Genomic DNA, 14,887 nt, shown 5'->3' with positions numbered 1-14,887 from the left:
GTTTCCCACCACATACAAACTCAACAATTCAGAAAGACAGAACAATGAGTGATGCATTGCGGATCGGCGTTGCCGGACTGGGCACCGTTGGTGCTTCGGTGTTGCGTATTCTACGTGACAAGGCCGAAATGCTCACTCGTCAGTGCGGCAAGCAGGTTGTTGTCACGGCGGTAAGCGCTCGTGACCGCTCGCGCGATCGCGGTGTCGATCTTTCTGGCATTGAATGGTTCGACGATTCTGTCGAACTCGCGAAAAGTGCCAATATCGATGTTTTTGTTGAGCTGATCGGTGGCGATGAAGGCCCAGCCAAACTGGCTGTAGAAGCAGCATTGCGGGCAAGTCATCATGTCGTGACGGCCAACAAGGCGCTTCTTGCAAAGCATGGTGTAGCTCTCGCCAAGATTGCCGAAGAAAAAGGCGTGCTTCTTAACTTTGAAGCTGCTGTTGCAGGCGGTATCCCGGTTATCAAAGCGATGCGTGAATCGCTGACTGGCAATACGGTTTCGCGCGTTTACGGCATTATGAACGGCACCTGTAACTACATCCTGACCCGGATGTGGGAAGAGGGCATTTCGTTTGAGGATTGCCTCGCGGATGCGCAGCGCCTTGGATATGCCGAAGCTGATCCAACTTTCGATATTGAAGGCAATGACACGGCGCACAAACTTGCGTTGCTGACGAGCCTAGCATTCGGCACGCAGATTGCTGCCGATGATATTTACCTTGAAGGCATTAGTAATATTTCTCTGGCCGATATCCGTGCTGCTGATGAGCTTGGTTATCGTATCAAGTTGCTGGGCGTTGCACAAAAGACTGATACCGGCATTGAACAGCGCGTGCATCCAACCATGGTGCCGACATCATCGGTTATCGCGCAGGTGCATGGCGTGACCAACGCGGTTGCGATTGAAACCGATCTTCTGGGTGAATTGCTGCTTTCTGGCCCTGGTGCTGGCGGTAATGCTACTGCTTCGGCGGTGATTGGCGATATTGCGGATATTGCGAAGAGCCGTCCCGGCTTCCAGCATGGCCCGGTTTTCGGCACACCTGCGAAAGCCTTGCAGCCATATAAGCGCGCCAAAATGCGCAAGCATGCTGGCGGCTACTTCATTCGATTGACGGTTTATGACCGCATCGGTGCTTTTGCAGCTATCGCTAAGCGCATGGCCGAAAATGATATTTCACTTGAGTCGATTGTTCAGCGTCCGCTGATGGATAGTGATGTAAGCGATGGTATTAAGACGGTTATTCTTGTCACGCATGAAACGACTGAATCTGCGGTGAAGAAGTCTCTTGAAGCCATTCTCAAGGACGATCATCTGGTCAGTAAACCGCAGATGATCCGCATTGAGCGCGCTGGCTAATTGCCGGTTTAAGTTGCCGCTCTTGAAGGGCGGCAACGTTTTTGCTAAGAAATAGCTATCGGAATAATCCGACTAAGAGACAAATATGGAAAAGGAGGGCTGTAATATGGATGTGACGCGTCACGACCGCCATCGTCAGTACGGCCCTGATTTTGCCCTGCAACAGTAATTTGTGCAGGGCCGATTAAGACTTACAGAACAGTCTTTCTCTGCCTTTTCTGAAGGCGCAGCTTGAATAGCTGTAGCCGAAAATTTGCAAGCATTTTGATTGAAGCTGTTTGAGAACTGCTCGTCAGTGCTTGGCCAAATTGGGCCTATCGCCATGTCTCTTATATCTATTCAGAATCTTTCGCTTACCCTTCATCAGACCTTGTTCGCTAACCTCGATTTTGTTGTGGGCGAGGGAGAGCGTTTGGGTATTGTCGCCGCTAATGGTCGTGGAAAGACCAGCCTTTTGCGCCTTATTGTTGGGGAGGGTGAGCCGACCAGCGGTGTCATTACCCGCTCACGAGGGCTGAAAATTGGTTACGTCAGCCAATATGTTTCCGCTGATCTGATGGACCTCTCTTTTTACGATCTGGTCCTCAGCGGACTGGATGAAGATGCGCGCGACTATGAAAGCTGGCGCGTAGACATAGTGCTTGATGATCTGAATGTTCCCGCAGAACAGCGCGGTCTTGCTGTTCGACAACTGAGCGGCGGCTGGCAACGGCTTGCGCTACTGGCGCGCACATGGGTTTCTGAACCTGATGTGCTTTTGCTCGACGAGCCGACCAATCACCTTGATCTTGAAAAGGTGCATTTGCTGGAAAACTGGCTAGATGCGCTCCCGCGTTCAGTAGCCGTCATTGTTTGCAGTCATGATCGCGCCTTTCTTGACGTGGTGACGAAACGCACGCTTTTCCTGCGTGCAGAAAACTCGTTCGTCTTTGCGTTGCCTTATAGCCAAGCGCGTGTGGCGCTTGACGAGATTGACGCGGCTGACGCTCGCCAGTTTGAAAAGGACATGAAAACTGTCCAACAATTGCGCAGACAGGCTGCGAAGCTCAACAATATCGGCATCAATTCGGGCAGTGATTTGCTGGTCGTGAAAACCAAGCAATTGCGTGCGAGAGCCGAAAAAATTGAGGAAAGCGCCAAAGCGGCGCATGTCGAACGCTCTGCTGGCAAGATTAAACTCGATGGGCGAGGCAGCCATGCCAAAGCGCTGATTGTGATTGATAAGGCCGAGATTGCGACGCCTGACGGTCGGGCTCTCTACAAAACCGGTCAGTTGTGGATCAATCCCGGTGATCGAATCGTACTGCTTGGCGCGAACGGAACCGGCAAGACACGAGTTCTGACACTGGTTCGCGAGGCAATCCTAAAGCCGGAACAATCACTCGCTGGCATAAAAGCGACGCCGTCGCTTGTGTTGGGCTATAGCGATCAGGCTTTGTCTGAGCTGAATGGTGACTGGACGCCGTTTGAAACGATTATGAAGCGTTTCGATGTGGGCGACCAGCGCGCACGGTCGTTGCTGGCTGGCGCAGGCATGACGCTGGATATGCAGACGAAATCTTTGTCGCGGCTTTCGGGCGGGCAGAAGGCACGCCTTGCCATGCTGGTTTTGCGACTGACCAAGCCAAACTTCTACATTCTCGATGAACCGACCAATCACCTTGATATTGATGGGCAAGAAGCGCTCGAAGCCGAACTGCTAAGCGATGAAACCGCGAGCCTGATTGTTTCGCATGATCGCAGTTTTGTGCGCAACATTGGCAATCGGTTCTGGGTGATAGATCGAAAAAGGCTGATCGAAGTGGAAAGCCCTGAGGTTTTCTTTGACTATGCTAAAGGCTGAAATATTGGGCCTTTTACGCTAAATCGATTAAGAGTTAGAGCGGAAAATGTTTTTACCGCTCTTTCCCTTGCAGGTCGGCGGGGACTTTGACAAAACATTTGCACAATGTCGCTATAGATGGCGAAACACACATTTCATATGAATTCAGGACTTTGTTCACATGGCCAAGACTTCAGAACAGCAACCGCAACGACCAGCGCAGGGACTTGACCGTATTCTGACGCTTGAGCTGGTTCGCGTTGCCGAGCGCGCGGCAGTTGCGGCGGCGCGTCTGCGTGGACGTGGCGATGAAATGGCTGCCGATCAGGCAGCCGTTGATGCCATGCGCCAGGAACTCAATCGTCTGCCGATTGCCGGAACAGTCGTGATTGGTGAAGGTGAGCGCGATGAAGCGCCGATGCTTTATATCGGCGAAGAAGTCGGCACCAAGCAGGGTCCTGATGTTGATATCGCGCTTGATCCGCTGGAAGGCACCACGATTTGCGCCAAGAACCTGCCAAACTCGTTGGCGGTGATCGCCATTGCCGAGAAGGGCAATCTGCTCTACGCGCCTGACGTTTACATGGAAAAGATTGCGGTCGGACCGGGTTATCCGAAAGGCGTTGTCGATCTTGACGCGACAGCCACTGATAATATTCACGCGATTGCTAAGGCAAAAGGAGTGCAGCCGCACGAAATTACGGCCTGCATCATGGATCGTCCACGTCATGCGCGCCTGATCGAAGAAGTGCGCGCAACTGGAGCGTCCATTCGGCTGATCGGTGATGGTGATGTTGCCGGTGTGATGCACACGACGAACCCGGATGAAACCGGTATCGATATTTATATCGGTATTGGTGGTGCGCCGGAAGGTGTACTTGCCGCTGCTGCACTGCGCTGCATTGGTGGTCAGATGCAGGGACGCTTGCAGCTCAACTCTGATGAAAAGATCGCACGCGCCGCCAAGATGGGTATTTCTGATCCCAAAAAGATTTACACGATGGAAGAAATGGCCAAAGGCGACGTGCTGTTCGCTGCAACTGGCGTGACCGATGGCAACATGCTTTCAGGCGTTAAGTTTGCCCGCGATTATATCCAGACCCATACAATCGTCATGCGCTCAAGCTCGCAAACGGTTCGCGAAATTAAGGCGAGACACCAAGATCTGTCTAAATTCTAACAGAACCATCGATATTTAGGCTCTGGCTGCCTGCAAATGGCGTTGTTCTACGCTTCCGGTGCTCATGTACCCATAAGTACATTCCGCTCCGGTTCTCGAACTCCACCATTTTCGGTACGCCATAACCGAAATCTCTTCTGGTTCCCGGCTTATGATCGAACGGCGGCATTGCAAAAATGCCGCCTTTTGTGTCTTTAAGACCTCATGACAACAGAACGCTATTTTCTCGGTATCCGCAAATCTGTCACTGGCCAGAAATGGATGGACCGGCTCGGACCGCGTGAAGCCAATACGGCGCTTGCGATCGCGCAGCATCACGGCATTTCTGATCTTGTTTCGCGCGTGCTGGCAGGGCGTGGCGTGAGCGTTGAAGGCGCGCCGGAGTTTATTGATCCTAGTCTTCGCAATCTTATGCCCGATCCGGCGATGCTGACCGATATGGATAAGGCTGCAAACCGCATCGCGGACGCTATTATGCGTCGCGAAACGGTTGCGATTTTCGGCGACTATGATGTGGATGGCGCATGTTCATCTGCATTGATGGCGCGATTTTTGAAACACTATGGCATTACCCATTCGATTTATATTCCAGATCGTATTTTCGAAGGTTACGGCCCGAACCCTGATGCCATGCGTGAGCTGGTGGCAAAGGGCGCATCGCTTATCGTGACGGTGGATTGCGGCACCAACAGCGCCCCATCAATCACCGCTGCAAAAGAAGCGGGTGCTGATGTTGTCGTGCTTGATCACCATCAGGTAGGCGGCGATCTGCCAGACGATGCGGTGGCAATCGTCAATCCGAATCGTGAAGATGATATCTCACAGCAAGAGCATCTTTGTGCGGCGGGCGTTGTTTTTCTGACGCTTGTTCAGGTGACGAAAGTTCTGCGTGAGCGGGGCAAAGGGGCAGGGCCTGACCTGCTTTCGCTGCTCGATCTGGTCGCACTTGCAACTGTTTGCGACGTGGTGCCGCTGAAAGGTGTGAACCGCGCATTTGTGGTCAAGGGGCTGCTGGTTGCGCGTAGTCAGAGCAATGCCGGACTTGCAGCACTGGGTCGTGTTTCGCGGATTGGCGAACCGCTTAATGTTTTCCACCTCGGTTATCTGATTGGTCCGCGCATCAATGCCGGTGGGCGTATTGGTGATGCGGGCTTAGGTGCTCGCTTGCTGACACTGGATGATTCCACTGCTGCTGATCCGATTGCCGTTGAGCTTGATCGACTCAATCAGGAACGGCAGGCGATGGAAGCCGAGATGCTGATTGAAGCAGAAGCAGAAGCCTCGCTAGAGCTTTCAGGTGGTGCCGGCGCATCTGTGATTGTGACGGCAAGTGACCGATGGCATCCGGGTATCGTCGGACTGCTTGCTTCGCGGCTCAAAGAAAAGGCACGTCGCCCAGCTTTTGCTATTTCATTTAATGTGAATGGCGTTGGCTCCGGCTCGGGACGTTCGATTACGGGACTTGATCTTGGCAAGCTGGTGCGCGGAGCTGTAGAAAAAGGCTTGCTCGTTAAGGGCGGTGGCCACGCCATGGCGGCTGGCATCACCATTGAGCGAGCCAAACTCGGAGCGCTTCGGGCCTTTCTTGAGGAGGAGTCTGCCGATACTGTCGCAAGACTTCGCGAAAACCAGAGCCTTTCGATTGATGGTGCGGTGGCTGCATCGGGTGCCACCGTTTCGCTTTACGAATCTTTGCAGAAGGCAGGGCCTTTCGGTTCCGCGCACCCGCAGCCGGTGCTGGCACTTCCGCATCACGTTTTGGCCGATGTACGCACTGTCGGGCGTGACCATGTCCGCGTTGTGCTGCGTGGAGCCGATGGAAAGCGTGTGAATGCGATTGCGTTTCGCGTCGCTGAAGGCGATCTGGGGCGGTTTTTGTTCAATAATATCGGCCAGAGCGTACACATCGTTGGCAATCTGTCGCTCAATCACTGGAATGGCTCTGTCACACCTCAGATACAGATTCTGGATGCGGCTGTGCCTGTTTGAATTTTCTGAACTTTTTTGTCTTCACGCTCTTGTGAAAATGGGGGGTGAATTCCCATATGATCACAGAATAAAATAATCTGTGATTACTCTATATGGGAGATACTTATGCCGGGTTCCGGAAACCGCCTGACCAAACTGACCGCTGCAATGGTCCTTGGGCTTATCGCCTCTTTTGCCGCTGTCGATTTCGCCGAGGCTCGCCGTGCAGGCGGGGGCGGTTTTGGTAGCCGTGGTGCGCGTACTTATCAGGCGCCTGCACCAACAAGGACTGCACCAAACAATGCTGCGCCTGTTGAGCGTTCAATGACGCCGAATACAGGTGCAACACAGACTAACCGTCCGGGTGCTGCTGCTGGCACGCAAAGCGCTGCAGCCGCACGTTCGGGCGGAATGTTCGGCAATTTTGGTCGTTCGATGCTTGGTGGCCTTCTTGTTGGTGGTCTGATTGGCATGCTGCTGGGTAACGGCCTTGGCGGTATGGCTGGCATGTTGGGCCTTCTTTTGCAGGTTGCGGTCATCGCTCTGATTGCAATGTTCGTTATGCGCATGATTGCAAATCGTCGTCAGACGGCAGCAGCGGGTGCAGGAAATGCTGGTGCTCAGCCTTTTAATGCTGCACAGGTCTTTGGTTCTGCAAAGACTGCTGCTCCGCAGGCAAATACTGCAAGCCGCACGCCTTCCGTTAATCCATTTGCCAACAAGCAGGCAGAAGCTCCGGCTGCGCCCGTTGTTGAAGACGAGCCGATGGATGTGGGTCAGGAAGAGCTTGATCGTTTTGAGCAGATGCTTGCAGAAATCCAGACCGCTTACGGTCGTGAGGATTATGCAGCGCTGCGCAAGCTCGCAACACCGGAAGCCATGTCGTATCTCGCAGAAGAACTTGGCGAAATCGCCTCAAGCGGTATGCGTAATGAAGTGAAGGACGTGAAGCTCCTCCAAGGTGACGTTTCCGAAGCATGGCGCGAAGGCAATGTCGATTATGCAACGGTTGCTATCCGCTACTCGGCAATCGACGTTATGCTTGATCGCAATACGGGTGTAGTTGTTGAAGGCAACCCAGATGAGCCAGTTGAAAGCGTTGAAGTCTGGACGTTTACCCGCGTTGACGGCGGTGACTGGTTGCTTGCAGCCATTCAGGGCACTGAATAAATAAAAAAGCCCGGTCTCGCGACCGGGCTTTATTTTTACCAGCTGCCGATGTTTTCAGCCGACGCCCAAGGCTCTTGCGGAGCCAGACGTTCACCCTTCTGGATCAGTTCAATCGAAATGCCATCTGGCGATTTGATAAATGCCATGTGACCATCGCGCGGTGGACGGTTGATGGTAACGCCTGCATCTTTCAGCTTCTGGCAGGTTTCGTAGATATTATCGACCGCATAGGCGAGATGACCGAAATTGCGTCCACCAGTATAGGTTTCCGGATCCCAGTTATAGGTTAGTTCCAGCTCTGGAGCGCGTTCTGCCTTGGCTTTATCCTTGTCCGCTGGGGCGGCAAGGAAAATCAGTGTGAAGCGGCCTTTTTCATTTTCAGTGCGGCGAATTTCTTCAAGACCGAACTTGTTCACATAAAAATCCAGCGATTCATCAATATCGCGAACTCGAACCATGGTGTGCAGATAGCGCATCTTCTTCTCCTGTTTTGCAGATATGCGGGTCACAAACTCAACGCTTTCCCGAAAGAATGGTTCAGTGCGTTTCGCGTGACCGCTTGAAAGAGCTGTTAACGTGGATAAGTGGCCCGCATAAAAACGCAAGTAACAAGTTGTCGAACGCCGACGCTGCCTTATGTTTTCGGCAGATCGTTTTTGATTGAGAAATTTAGGAATTAACGATGAGCGCATAAAGCCTGTGGTCATCTTCAATTGAACAAAAGATAGGGCTTGCCGCCTACGGTTAAGGAAGTGTTATTCTTTGGGCAAGAATCACGTCAGAATCGCAACGGAACAAAAGAGGAGGGACGAGCGCATGGCAGACAAATCTGTGTCAAATGACCAGTTTCGCAGTCAGGCCTCCTCAGAAGAGATTGGCGAACTCGTTGAACTCTCGGGCCATATCAAATGGTTCGACGTTGCAAAAGGCTATGGCTTCATCGTTCCTGATCAGCCGGGCTTTACTGATATTCTCCTTCACGTGACAACATTGCGCCGCGACGGCTTCCAGACAGCGCTTGAAGGCGCCCGGATCGTGTGTGAAGTGCGCAATGGTGATCGTGGTATGCAATGCTTCCGCGTTCTTTCGATGGATACATCAACGGCTGTGCATCCTGCACAGATGCCGCCACAGCGCACGCATGTGACTGTGACGCCATCAAGTGGTCTGGAACGCGTGATCGTTAAGTGGTTCAACCGCACCAAAGGCTTTGGCTTCTTAACGCGCGGCGAGGGGACCGAAGATATTTTTATCCATATGGAAACGCTGCGTCGTTTCGGAATGATGGAACTGCGTCCCGGTCAGGTTGTCCTGATCCGTTTTGGCGACGGCGACAAGGGCCTGATGGCTGCTGAAATCCATCCAGATATTGGAACGGCGATTCCTTTCTCGCACTGATTTTACAGCATCTCTTGATGTAACAAGGCTGTGAGTGGCTCTTGTGATGCCACCACCTCATTGATATTGTCCCGAGCTCAATTCCATCATTGTTCATTTCCTGACATTCGGGGATGGGCATCCAAGATGCAGGGCAAGAGCACTTCATGGGCCGCATTCTTTTCGCATTCGTTTTTCTGTTTTTTGCGGTTTCTGCGCAGGCGCAGGAAACCAAGCCCATGCTGCTGCCTTTAGATAAAGAGCCACTGACTTTCGTCACCTCAGGCGGTAAAGCCTCTTTTGCATTGGAAATTGCTGACACTGATGAAGCGCGTATGCGTGGATTGATGTGGCGCACTGATTTCCCAAAAGATCGGGCAATGCTTTTTGTTTTTGGCCAGATGCGCGATGTGATGATGTGGATGCAGAACACGCCATCACCCTTGGATATGGTATTTCTTGACGCTACTGGTCATGTGTCTGCGATCCACGAAAACGCAGTTCCTTTTTCGGAAGATATTATTTCTTCTCAGGGGCCGGCGGCCTATGTGGTTGAACTTCTGGCGGGGACTGTTAAACGGACCGGTATCAAGCGTGGTGACAAGGCTATTCACAAAGCAATCTGCGGCGAATGCCGCAGCTAAATCTGGCAAAAGTCCCACCGTCTAAAATTCAAAAGGAATGCAAAATTGAGCGCGCTCGACATCGAATATTTCGAACATGATGGTCTGCGTCTTGCGTATCGTCAGGACGGAGAGGGCGATCCGATTCTGCTCATTCACGGTTTTGCATCATCAAGCCTCGTTAACTGGGTGTCGCCCGGCTGGTTTCGCACGTTGACCGAGGCTGGTTATCGCGTGATAGCCATTGATGATCGTGGTCATGGATTTTCTTCAAAAAGCCATGACGCGGCTGATTATACGCCTAGCGCCATGGCTGGTGATGCTGCCGCTCTGCTTGATCATCTTGGCATCGAGAAAGCGCATATCATGGGCTATTCGATGGGTGCGCGTATCACCGCGTTTTTAGCCGTTGAACATCCTGAGCGCGTGCATAGTGCTATTTTTGGCGGTCTTGGCATCGGCATGGTTACAGGCGCGGGCGATTGGGAGCCGATTGGTGAAGCGCTTCTTGCGGAAGATCCATCGACCATTACGCATCCGCGTGGATTGATGTTCCGCAAATTTGCCGATCAGACTAAGAGTGATCGAATTGCGCTTGCAGCCTGTGTGATTACGTCCAAAGAACTGGTTTCGCCCGAGGCAATTGCGCGCATCATGCAGCCTGTTCTTGTCGCCGTTGGTACGACTGACGATATAGCGGGCAGTGCACAGGAACTTGCCGATATGCTGCCAAATGGACAGGCGCTTGACATACCTGACCGTGATCACATGTTGGCGGTGGGCGATAAGGTCTATAAGAAAGGCGTTCTGGCGTTTCTCGAAGAGAACCCTCTATAAGTTTCGACCAAAGCATCAACGAGATTTACGCAGTGTCAACGCGCAGCATTTTGAGATATGTTATCGGCTGAACGCGCATTGCGGTGCAGGCATAGAGCAACGGGAGTGCTCATTGCCTGCGATAAGCAAAATTGGAGTATGCATAATGTCCGTTCGTTCGAACGCAAAATTGTCCCCGTCGCTGGGACAGGTAGATCCGATCTGGCATTCCATCCGCGCCGAAGCGGAGGACGCTGCCAAGAACGATCCCGTGCTTGGAACGTTTCTTTACGCGACGATACTCAACCAGACGACGTTGGAAGATGCGGTTATGCATCGCATCGCGGAACGTCTTGGACATGCTGATTTAAGCGCTGATATTTTGCGTCAGACATTTGATGCGATGTTCGAGGCCAATCCCGAGTGGTCTCATATCGTGCGCGTCGATATTCAGGCCTTTTATGATCGCGATCCGGCGTATAGCCGTTTCATGGATTCTATTCTTTATTTGAAGGGATTCCACGCCATCCAGACGCATCGTTTGGCGCATTGGCTTTATAAGGAAGGCCGAAAAGACTTCGCTTATTATCTGCAAAGCCGCTCATCATCGATCTTCCAGACCGATATTCATCCTGCCGCCCAATTTGGTAGTGGTCTTTTTCTTGATCATGCGACCGGGCTTGTGGTTGGCGAAACAGCTGTCATCGAAGACAATGTGTCGATTCTACACGGAGTAACACTCGGCGGTACAGGTAAGGCCAGTGGAGATCGCCATCCAAAGATCCGCCATGGCGTGCTGATTGGTGCTGGCGCGAAGATTCTCGGCAATATCGAAGTTGGTCATTGCTCTAAGATCGCCGCCGGTTCTGTAGTACTTAAGCCAGTGCCGAACAATGCGACGGTCGCTGGTGTTCCTGCAAAGGTTGTCGGCGAGAGTGGGTGTTCTGAGCCATCTCGCGTTATGGACCAGATGCTCGGTGAGGCTGCGTTTGGCGAACATATGTATGGCGAAGGCATATAGCTCTATTCGTTCAGCAAAACCATAAAACTGACTGCTGCTGGCTTTTTAACCAGAGCGGACTATATGTCTGAAAAGCTATTCCAACTAACGGTGCATGTGTTCATTCGCGCGTGCGTTAGTGCTTTACATCAAACAATGCCGGGTGCATTACACCGGCCTTAATTCAATATCAGGAGAAGCCGGTTGAAACCCGAAGAACTCAAGAAACTCGACGCATATTTCAAGCGGACTTTTAACAATCCTGGCCTTCAGATTAAGGCGCGTCCACGCAAGGACGATTCCGCTGAAGTCTATCTGGATGATGAGTTCCTGGGGCTTGTCTATAAGGATGAAGACGAAGGCGAACTCTCCTATAATTTCTCGATGGCTATTCTCGACGTCGATCTCTGAGATTTTTTGCAGTTAAATAAGACGCCCTTTCTGCCTTGCAGAGGGGGCGTTTTTTATTGAGTTGATGCTTCCGCGTGAGCGCCTTAAAAAGTATTCTTAATCAACGTGCGTGCTGGGAGAAGCTATGAGGCCGTTAATTTTGAGTGCTGTAGCGTGTGGTGCAGCAATATTTTTGAGTTTTGCTGTTTCTCCATCGGTTGCTCAAGCCATTGATGATGATGGTACATGTCCTGAACTGGCTCAGAAAATGAGTCAGATTTATTTTGGGTTTCCCGAAATTGTTGATGGATCTATTGAGCGTTTTGCGAGCTGGAAGGCATCTTGTGCGGCGAAGGCGCCTGCCGGTCTGGGCAATATTGTTGCTTTATGCCAAGGAAAACTTCAGGGAGATGGAAACGTTTTTTTCTGGATTAAGGCAGCTGTTGAAGCTGAGAGCAGTGGCTATGAAATCTGTGATGACTAATCATGGAAAAGAACGATGATGATAAGCAGCTTCCGCCATGGCTAGACATTCGTAAGCGGAAGACGCGCGAAATCAAGCCCTGTCTTGCCAATCAGACGAAATCGGAAATGTCGAAGTTTTCGACTGGGTCACTTTGGGCGAGTACGGTTTTGGGTGGGTGCGTGTCATTCTTCTCGTTTCGCAGCGCCTACGAAAATGTAACCGCTGGCAAAATGGTGATTTCTTCCCAGATGGGAAGGCTGCGCAGCATCTTTCGCTGGCCGGATGATTGGGGGATTTTTTCCACTATCGTTGGACTAAAATTGTCGGCTGGCATCATCTTTCTGATTGCAACGCTTTATTGTCTGCAAGCCGCATTTCGCTCCCATGATAAATAACGCATCATGTTTCGAGATTCTTTGATGGAGGAAAGCCGATGCCAATCTACGTCTATAACGGACATAAGCCGGAGTTTGCTGACCGTGCGAGTAATTGGATTGCGCCGGACGCGACGCTGATTGGTAAAGTTCTCGTTGGCGAGAATGCTGGCTTCTGGTTCGGTTCCGTTCTGCGCGGCGACAATGAACCGATTACGGTGGGCGCGAATACCAATGTGCAGGAACACACCATCATGCACACCGATATTGGATTTCCTCTGAGCATTGGCGAGGGCTGCACAATTGGCCACCGTGCGATTCTGCACGGCTGTACGATTGGCAATAATACGCTGATTGGTATGGGGGCGATTATTCTGAACGGTGCGAAGATCGGTAATAATTGCCTTATCGGTGCGGGTGCGCTTGTGACTGAAGGCAAAGAATTTCCAGATAACTCGCTGATTGTTGGCTCGCCAGCGCGCGTTATCCGGGAACTTGATTTTGCCGCGGCTGAAAAACTGAAGCTGTCAGCAAAGCATTATGTTGAAAAAGGCCAGTCTTTTATGCGCGGTCTGGAACCAGCATAAAAAAAGGAAGGGGAATGACGCCCTTCCATTTTTAACAGGGGTATTTCAGCAGGATCAGTTGCGAATGCTGCTGACGAAAGTGTCGCGACCATCTTTAATGGAAACCCATACGCCGGTGTTCGTTGTGGACTGGCGTTTGAGGTAGGTGTAGTCGGTGTCATTCCAGAGCCGCACGCGCTGATCCATATTGTCGAGAATGAAATCGCCGCGGTCTGTGCGCACGGTCAGAACTGCGTGACCCTCACCATTCGGTTGGCGCACGACAGTCATGAGCAGTGTGTTGGCTGGAATGCCGAGCGCAATCAGTTCGCGGCGCTTGAGCAGCATATAGTCATCGCAATCACCGGCAGTCGTTGGGTATTCCCAATATTCTTCGTGGCCCCAGACTTCCATGTCAGTGCGCGGAGCGATTCGTTCGTTGATGCTGGCGTTGATCGTGACGATTTCCTGCCAGACTTTCTGGTTGAGCGTCAGCGGCGCGCTATTCTTATTCAATATGCTGCATTCAGCAGGATGACGCTCACAAAATTCATAGTGACCAATCGGCTGCGACGTGCGTTCGCCAGTCGGCATCCAATGCGATTTTGAAGCAGGGCTTGCGGCTTGCGCAAAGGCGGTTCCCAGCATCAGCATCAGGACTGCGATGATTGTCTGCTTTGTCATTCTTTTGTCTCCCTGTTGGAAACAAGAATGCGTGCAAGACTTTGAGAGTGGGGAAATTCAGACGCGAAAATGCTAATCTAATTTGAATAAAACTGAACTGAATGCTGCAAGGTTTTGTTCAGAAATAGCGTATTTCAGCTAATATTAGCGTCATTTATGGCCTTTTGATGCCCAAAAGAGCCCGAAGTGCAATTTGCAAATCCGTAACCTTAGTGCGCGTTTACCTTTTGGTTTGCACTGGTTCAGGCTTTGCCGCCAGTGATCACGCGTAGTTGCGGAATATCACGGCTGGGCACAGGCGCTGCCCAGCGTTGCCGTCCGCTGGTTGCATTCATTGTAATGGCAGAAGACTTGCGCTCTTCTTGTGCAACAATCAGATCAGGCGCTAGCGGTTCGATTCGGTTGAGATTGCCCAGTACGATTGGATCCGCACCGGCCCATGCAATGTCATCAAGTACGGAAATGCTACCGAGCAAGTTCAATCTGCCATCATCGCTGATTGAAAGCGGTGCGAGCAGCATTTCAAATGAGAGACTACGCCCCGAAAGACTAATGCCGTCATTGTGGCTCAAGGCTGGAACCAGAAATTCATTGATGCTTCGCGTCAGCTCATGAAGGGCAGGGCGATTACGCTCCGGCCAGAGAGCCAAAAAACGGGTCGTTTTAAGTTCACGCCCGAACAGGGTGCAGATTCGGGTTCCGGCGAGACGAAAGATCATCTGTCCTGAATTATCTTCTTCCAGAAAGAACAGATCCGACAAATGCCGTCCAAGTTTGCGTGGCTGAATAGATTCGCGCGAAGGCGCATAAAGGCTACCGCTCTGGCTCAGTGCCAGTCGCTGCCATTCGCTGAAAATTGCGATCGTGCTGCGGTTTTTCATCTTGCGCTGCTTATTGCTCGTCTGTGTTTGCGGGCTTTGCCCATCGCTCAGCGCATTAAAATAGTATTAACGGCGGGGACGCCAGCTTAACCCTTTGTTCATCCACGGAGGATGTCTGTTAAGGTTAACAGGAAGTAATAGTTGCAAAAAATCTATTATAGCGCTTTGATGGCTTATCAGAAGAAGTCATTGTCTTGGTTGACTTT

General features: G+C 51.6%; 16 protein-coding genes. 13 read left to right on the top strand and 3 right to left on the bottom strand.

Going from position 1 to position 14,887, the window contains the following annotated elements:
- Window positions 1-44 precede the first annotated feature (44 nt).
- The 5 genes from ACOZHT_RS12700 to ACOZHT_RS12680 all read left to right on the top strand — a co-directional run bounded on the left by ACOZHT_RS12700 (window position 45) and on the right by ACOZHT_RS12680 (window position 7,504).
- Window positions 45-1,364, top strand: coding sequence for a homoserine dehydrogenase (locus tag ACOZHT_RS12700; RefSeq protein WP_339513801.1), 1,320 nt, complete (start codon window positions 45-47; stop codon window positions 1,362-1,364).
- A 322-nt stretch (window positions 1,365-1,686) separates the two neighbouring features.
- The gene (locus ACOZHT_RS12695) at window positions 1,687-3,207 is read left to right on the top strand and encodes an ABC-F family ATP-binding cassette domain-containing protein (protein ID WP_421565802.1); all 1,521 of its coding nucleotides are present in this window, start codon (window positions 1,687-1,689) and stop codon (window positions 3,205-3,207) included.
- Between the two features lie 160 nt (window positions 3,208-3,367).
- The gene (glpX, locus tag ACOZHT_RS12690) at window positions 3,368-4,366 is read left to right on the top strand and encodes a class II fructose-bisphosphatase (RefSeq protein WP_339513805.1); all 999 of its coding nucleotides are present in this window, start codon (window positions 3,368-3,370) and stop codon (window positions 4,364-4,366) included.
- Window positions 4,367-4,570: 204 nt separating this feature from the next.
- On the top strand, window positions 4,571-6,355 hold the full coding sequence (gene recJ, locus ACOZHT_RS12685; protein ID WP_339513807.1) for a single-stranded-DNA-specific exonuclease RecJ: 1,785 nt from the start codon (window positions 4,571-4,573) through the stop codon (window positions 6,353-6,355).
- Between the two features lie 105 nt (window positions 6,356-6,460).
- Window positions 6,461-7,504: a Tim44 domain-containing protein gene (locus ACOZHT_RS12680; protein WP_339513809.1), complete on the top strand. Its 1,044-nt coding sequence runs from the start codon at window positions 6,461-6,463 to the stop codon at window positions 7,502-7,504.
- Window positions 7,505-7,539: 35 nt separating this feature from the next.
- Here the strand turns inward: ACOZHT_RS12680 and gloA are convergent, their stop codons facing one another.
- Window positions 7,540-7,980 (bottom strand): lactoylglutathione lyase, encoded by a 441-nt coding sequence (gene gloA / locus ACOZHT_RS12675; RefSeq protein ID WP_339513811.1) that lies wholly within the window; start codon window positions 7,978-7,980, stop codon window positions 7,540-7,542.
- Window positions 7,981-8,320: 340 nt separating this feature from the next.
- Here gloA and ACOZHT_RS12670 point away from each other — a divergent pair, with 340 nt between their 5' ends.
- The 8 genes from ACOZHT_RS12670 to ACOZHT_RS12635 all read left to right on the top strand — a co-directional run bounded on the left by ACOZHT_RS12670 (window position 8,321) and on the right by ACOZHT_RS12635 (window position 13,137).
- Window positions 8,321-8,902 carry a cold-shock protein gene (locus tag ACOZHT_RS12670; protein ID WP_250044582.1) on the top strand — a complete coding sequence of 194 codons (582 nt, stop codon included), beginning with the start codon at window positions 8,321-8,323 and terminating at the stop codon, window positions 8,900-8,902.
- A gap of 146 nt (window positions 8,903-9,048) precedes the next feature.
- A complete protein-coding gene (locus ACOZHT_RS12665) occupies window positions 9,049-9,525 on the top strand; it encodes a DUF192 domain-containing protein (RefSeq protein WP_339513815.1) in 477 nt (158 codons plus the stop codon).
- A gap of 45 nt (window positions 9,526-9,570) precedes the next feature.
- Window positions 9,571-10,341: an alpha/beta hydrolase gene (locus tag ACOZHT_RS12660; RefSeq protein WP_339513817.1), complete on the top strand. Its 771-nt coding sequence runs from the start codon at window positions 9,571-9,573 to the stop codon at window positions 10,339-10,341.
- 145 nt (window positions 10,342-10,486) lie between these two features.
- Window positions 10,487-11,341, top strand: coding sequence for a serine O-acetyltransferase (cysE, locus tag ACOZHT_RS12655; RefSeq protein ID WP_339513819.1), 855 nt, complete (start codon window positions 10,487-10,489; stop codon window positions 11,339-11,341).
- A 183-nt stretch (window positions 11,342-11,524) separates the two neighbouring features.
- On the top strand, window positions 11,525-11,731 hold the full coding sequence (locus tag ACOZHT_RS12650) for a DUF3126 family protein (RefSeq protein ID WP_095446832.1): 207 nt from the start codon (window positions 11,525-11,527) through the stop codon (window positions 11,729-11,731).
- A gap of 124 nt (window positions 11,732-11,855) precedes the next feature.
- Entirely contained in the window at window positions 11,856-12,194 is a 339-nt protein-coding gene (locus tag ACOZHT_RS12645; RefSeq protein ID WP_339513822.1) for a hypothetical protein, read from the top strand.
- Between the two features lie 2 nt (window positions 12,195-12,196).
- Window positions 12,197-12,571, top strand: a complete 375-nt coding sequence (locus tag ACOZHT_RS12640) for a hypothetical protein (RefSeq protein WP_339513824.1) — start codon at window positions 12,197-12,199, stop codon at window positions 12,569-12,571.
- 38 nt (window positions 12,572-12,609) lie between these two features.
- Entirely contained in the window at window positions 12,610-13,137 is a 528-nt protein-coding gene (locus tag ACOZHT_RS12635) for a gamma carbonic anhydrase family protein (protein WP_339513826.1), read from the top strand.
- A gap of 54 nt (window positions 13,138-13,191) precedes the next feature.
- Here ACOZHT_RS12635 and ACOZHT_RS12630 read toward each other — a convergent pair whose 3' ends face one another.
- On the bottom strand, window positions 13,192-13,800 hold the full coding sequence (locus ACOZHT_RS12630; RefSeq protein WP_339513828.1) for a transglutaminase-like cysteine peptidase: 609 nt from the start codon (window positions 13,798-13,800) through the stop codon (window positions 13,192-13,194).
- 242 nt (window positions 13,801-14,042) lie between these two features.
- Window positions 14,043-14,681: a PAS domain-containing protein gene (locus ACOZHT_RS12625; RefSeq protein WP_339513829.1), complete on the bottom strand. Its 639-nt coding sequence runs from the start codon at window positions 14,679-14,681 to the stop codon at window positions 14,043-14,045.
- Window positions 14,682-14,887: the final 206 nt, after the last annotated feature.

Origin of the sequence: Ochrobactrum sp. EDr1-4 (genome assembly GCF_049199085.1) — a bacterium.
Classification (GTDB): domain Bacteria; phylum Pseudomonadota; class Alphaproteobacteria; order Rhizobiales; family Rhizobiaceae; genus Brucella.
This window is presented reverse-complemented; position numbering and strand designations above follow the sequence as displayed.

Excerpts from the sequence above, each read along its gene's own strand:
- ACOZHT_RS12700 (WP_339513801.1), top strand. The coding sequence starts at position 45 with ATGAGTGATGCATTGCGGATCGGCGTTGCCGGACTGGGCACCGTTGGT.
- ACOZHT_RS12695 (WP_421565802.1), top strand. The coding sequence starts at position 1,687 with ATGTCTCTTATATCTATTCAGAATCTTTCGCTTACCCTTCATCAGACC.
- glpX (WP_339513805.1), top strand. The coding sequence starts at position 3,368 with ATGGCCAAGACTTCAGAACAGCAACCGCAACGACCAGCGCAGGGACTT.
- recJ (WP_339513807.1), top strand. The coding sequence starts at position 4,571 with ATGACAACAGAACGCTATTTTCTCGGTATCCGCAAATCTGTCACTGGC.
- ACOZHT_RS12680 (WP_339513809.1), top strand. The coding sequence starts at position 6,461 with ATGCCGGGTTCCGGAAACCGCCTGACCAAACTGACCGCTGCAATGGTC.
- gloA (WP_339513811.1), bottom strand. The coding sequence starts at position 7,980 with ATGCGCTATCTGCACACCATGGTTCGAGTTCGCGATATTGATGAATCG.
- ACOZHT_RS12670 (WP_250044582.1), top strand. The coding sequence starts at position 8,321 with ATGGCAGACAAATCTGTGTCAAATGACCAGTTTCGCAGTCAGGCCTCC.
- ACOZHT_RS12665 (WP_339513815.1), top strand. The coding sequence starts at position 9,049 with ATGGGCCGCATTCTTTTCGCATTCGTTTTTCTGTTTTTTGCGGTTTCT.
- cysE (WP_339513819.1), top strand. The coding sequence starts at position 10,487 with ATGTCCGTTCGTTCGAACGCAAAATTGTCCCCGTCGCTGGGACAGGTA.
- ACOZHT_RS12645 (WP_339513822.1), top strand. The coding sequence starts at position 11,856 with ATGAGGCCGTTAATTTTGAGTGCTGTAGCGTGTGGTGCAGCAATATTT.
- ACOZHT_RS12640 (WP_339513824.1), top strand. The coding sequence starts at position 12,197 with ATGGAAAAGAACGATGATGATAAGCAGCTTCCGCCATGGCTAGACATT.
- ACOZHT_RS12635 (WP_339513826.1), top strand. The coding sequence starts at position 12,610 with ATGCCAATCTACGTCTATAACGGACATAAGCCGGAGTTTGCTGACCGT.
- ACOZHT_RS12630 (WP_339513828.1), bottom strand. The coding sequence starts at position 13,800 with ATGACAAAGCAGACAATCATCGCAGTCCTGATGCTGATGCTGGGAACC.
- ACOZHT_RS12625 (WP_339513829.1), bottom strand. The coding sequence starts at position 14,681 with ATGAAAAACCGCAGCACGATCGCAATTTTCAGCGAATGGCAGCGACTG.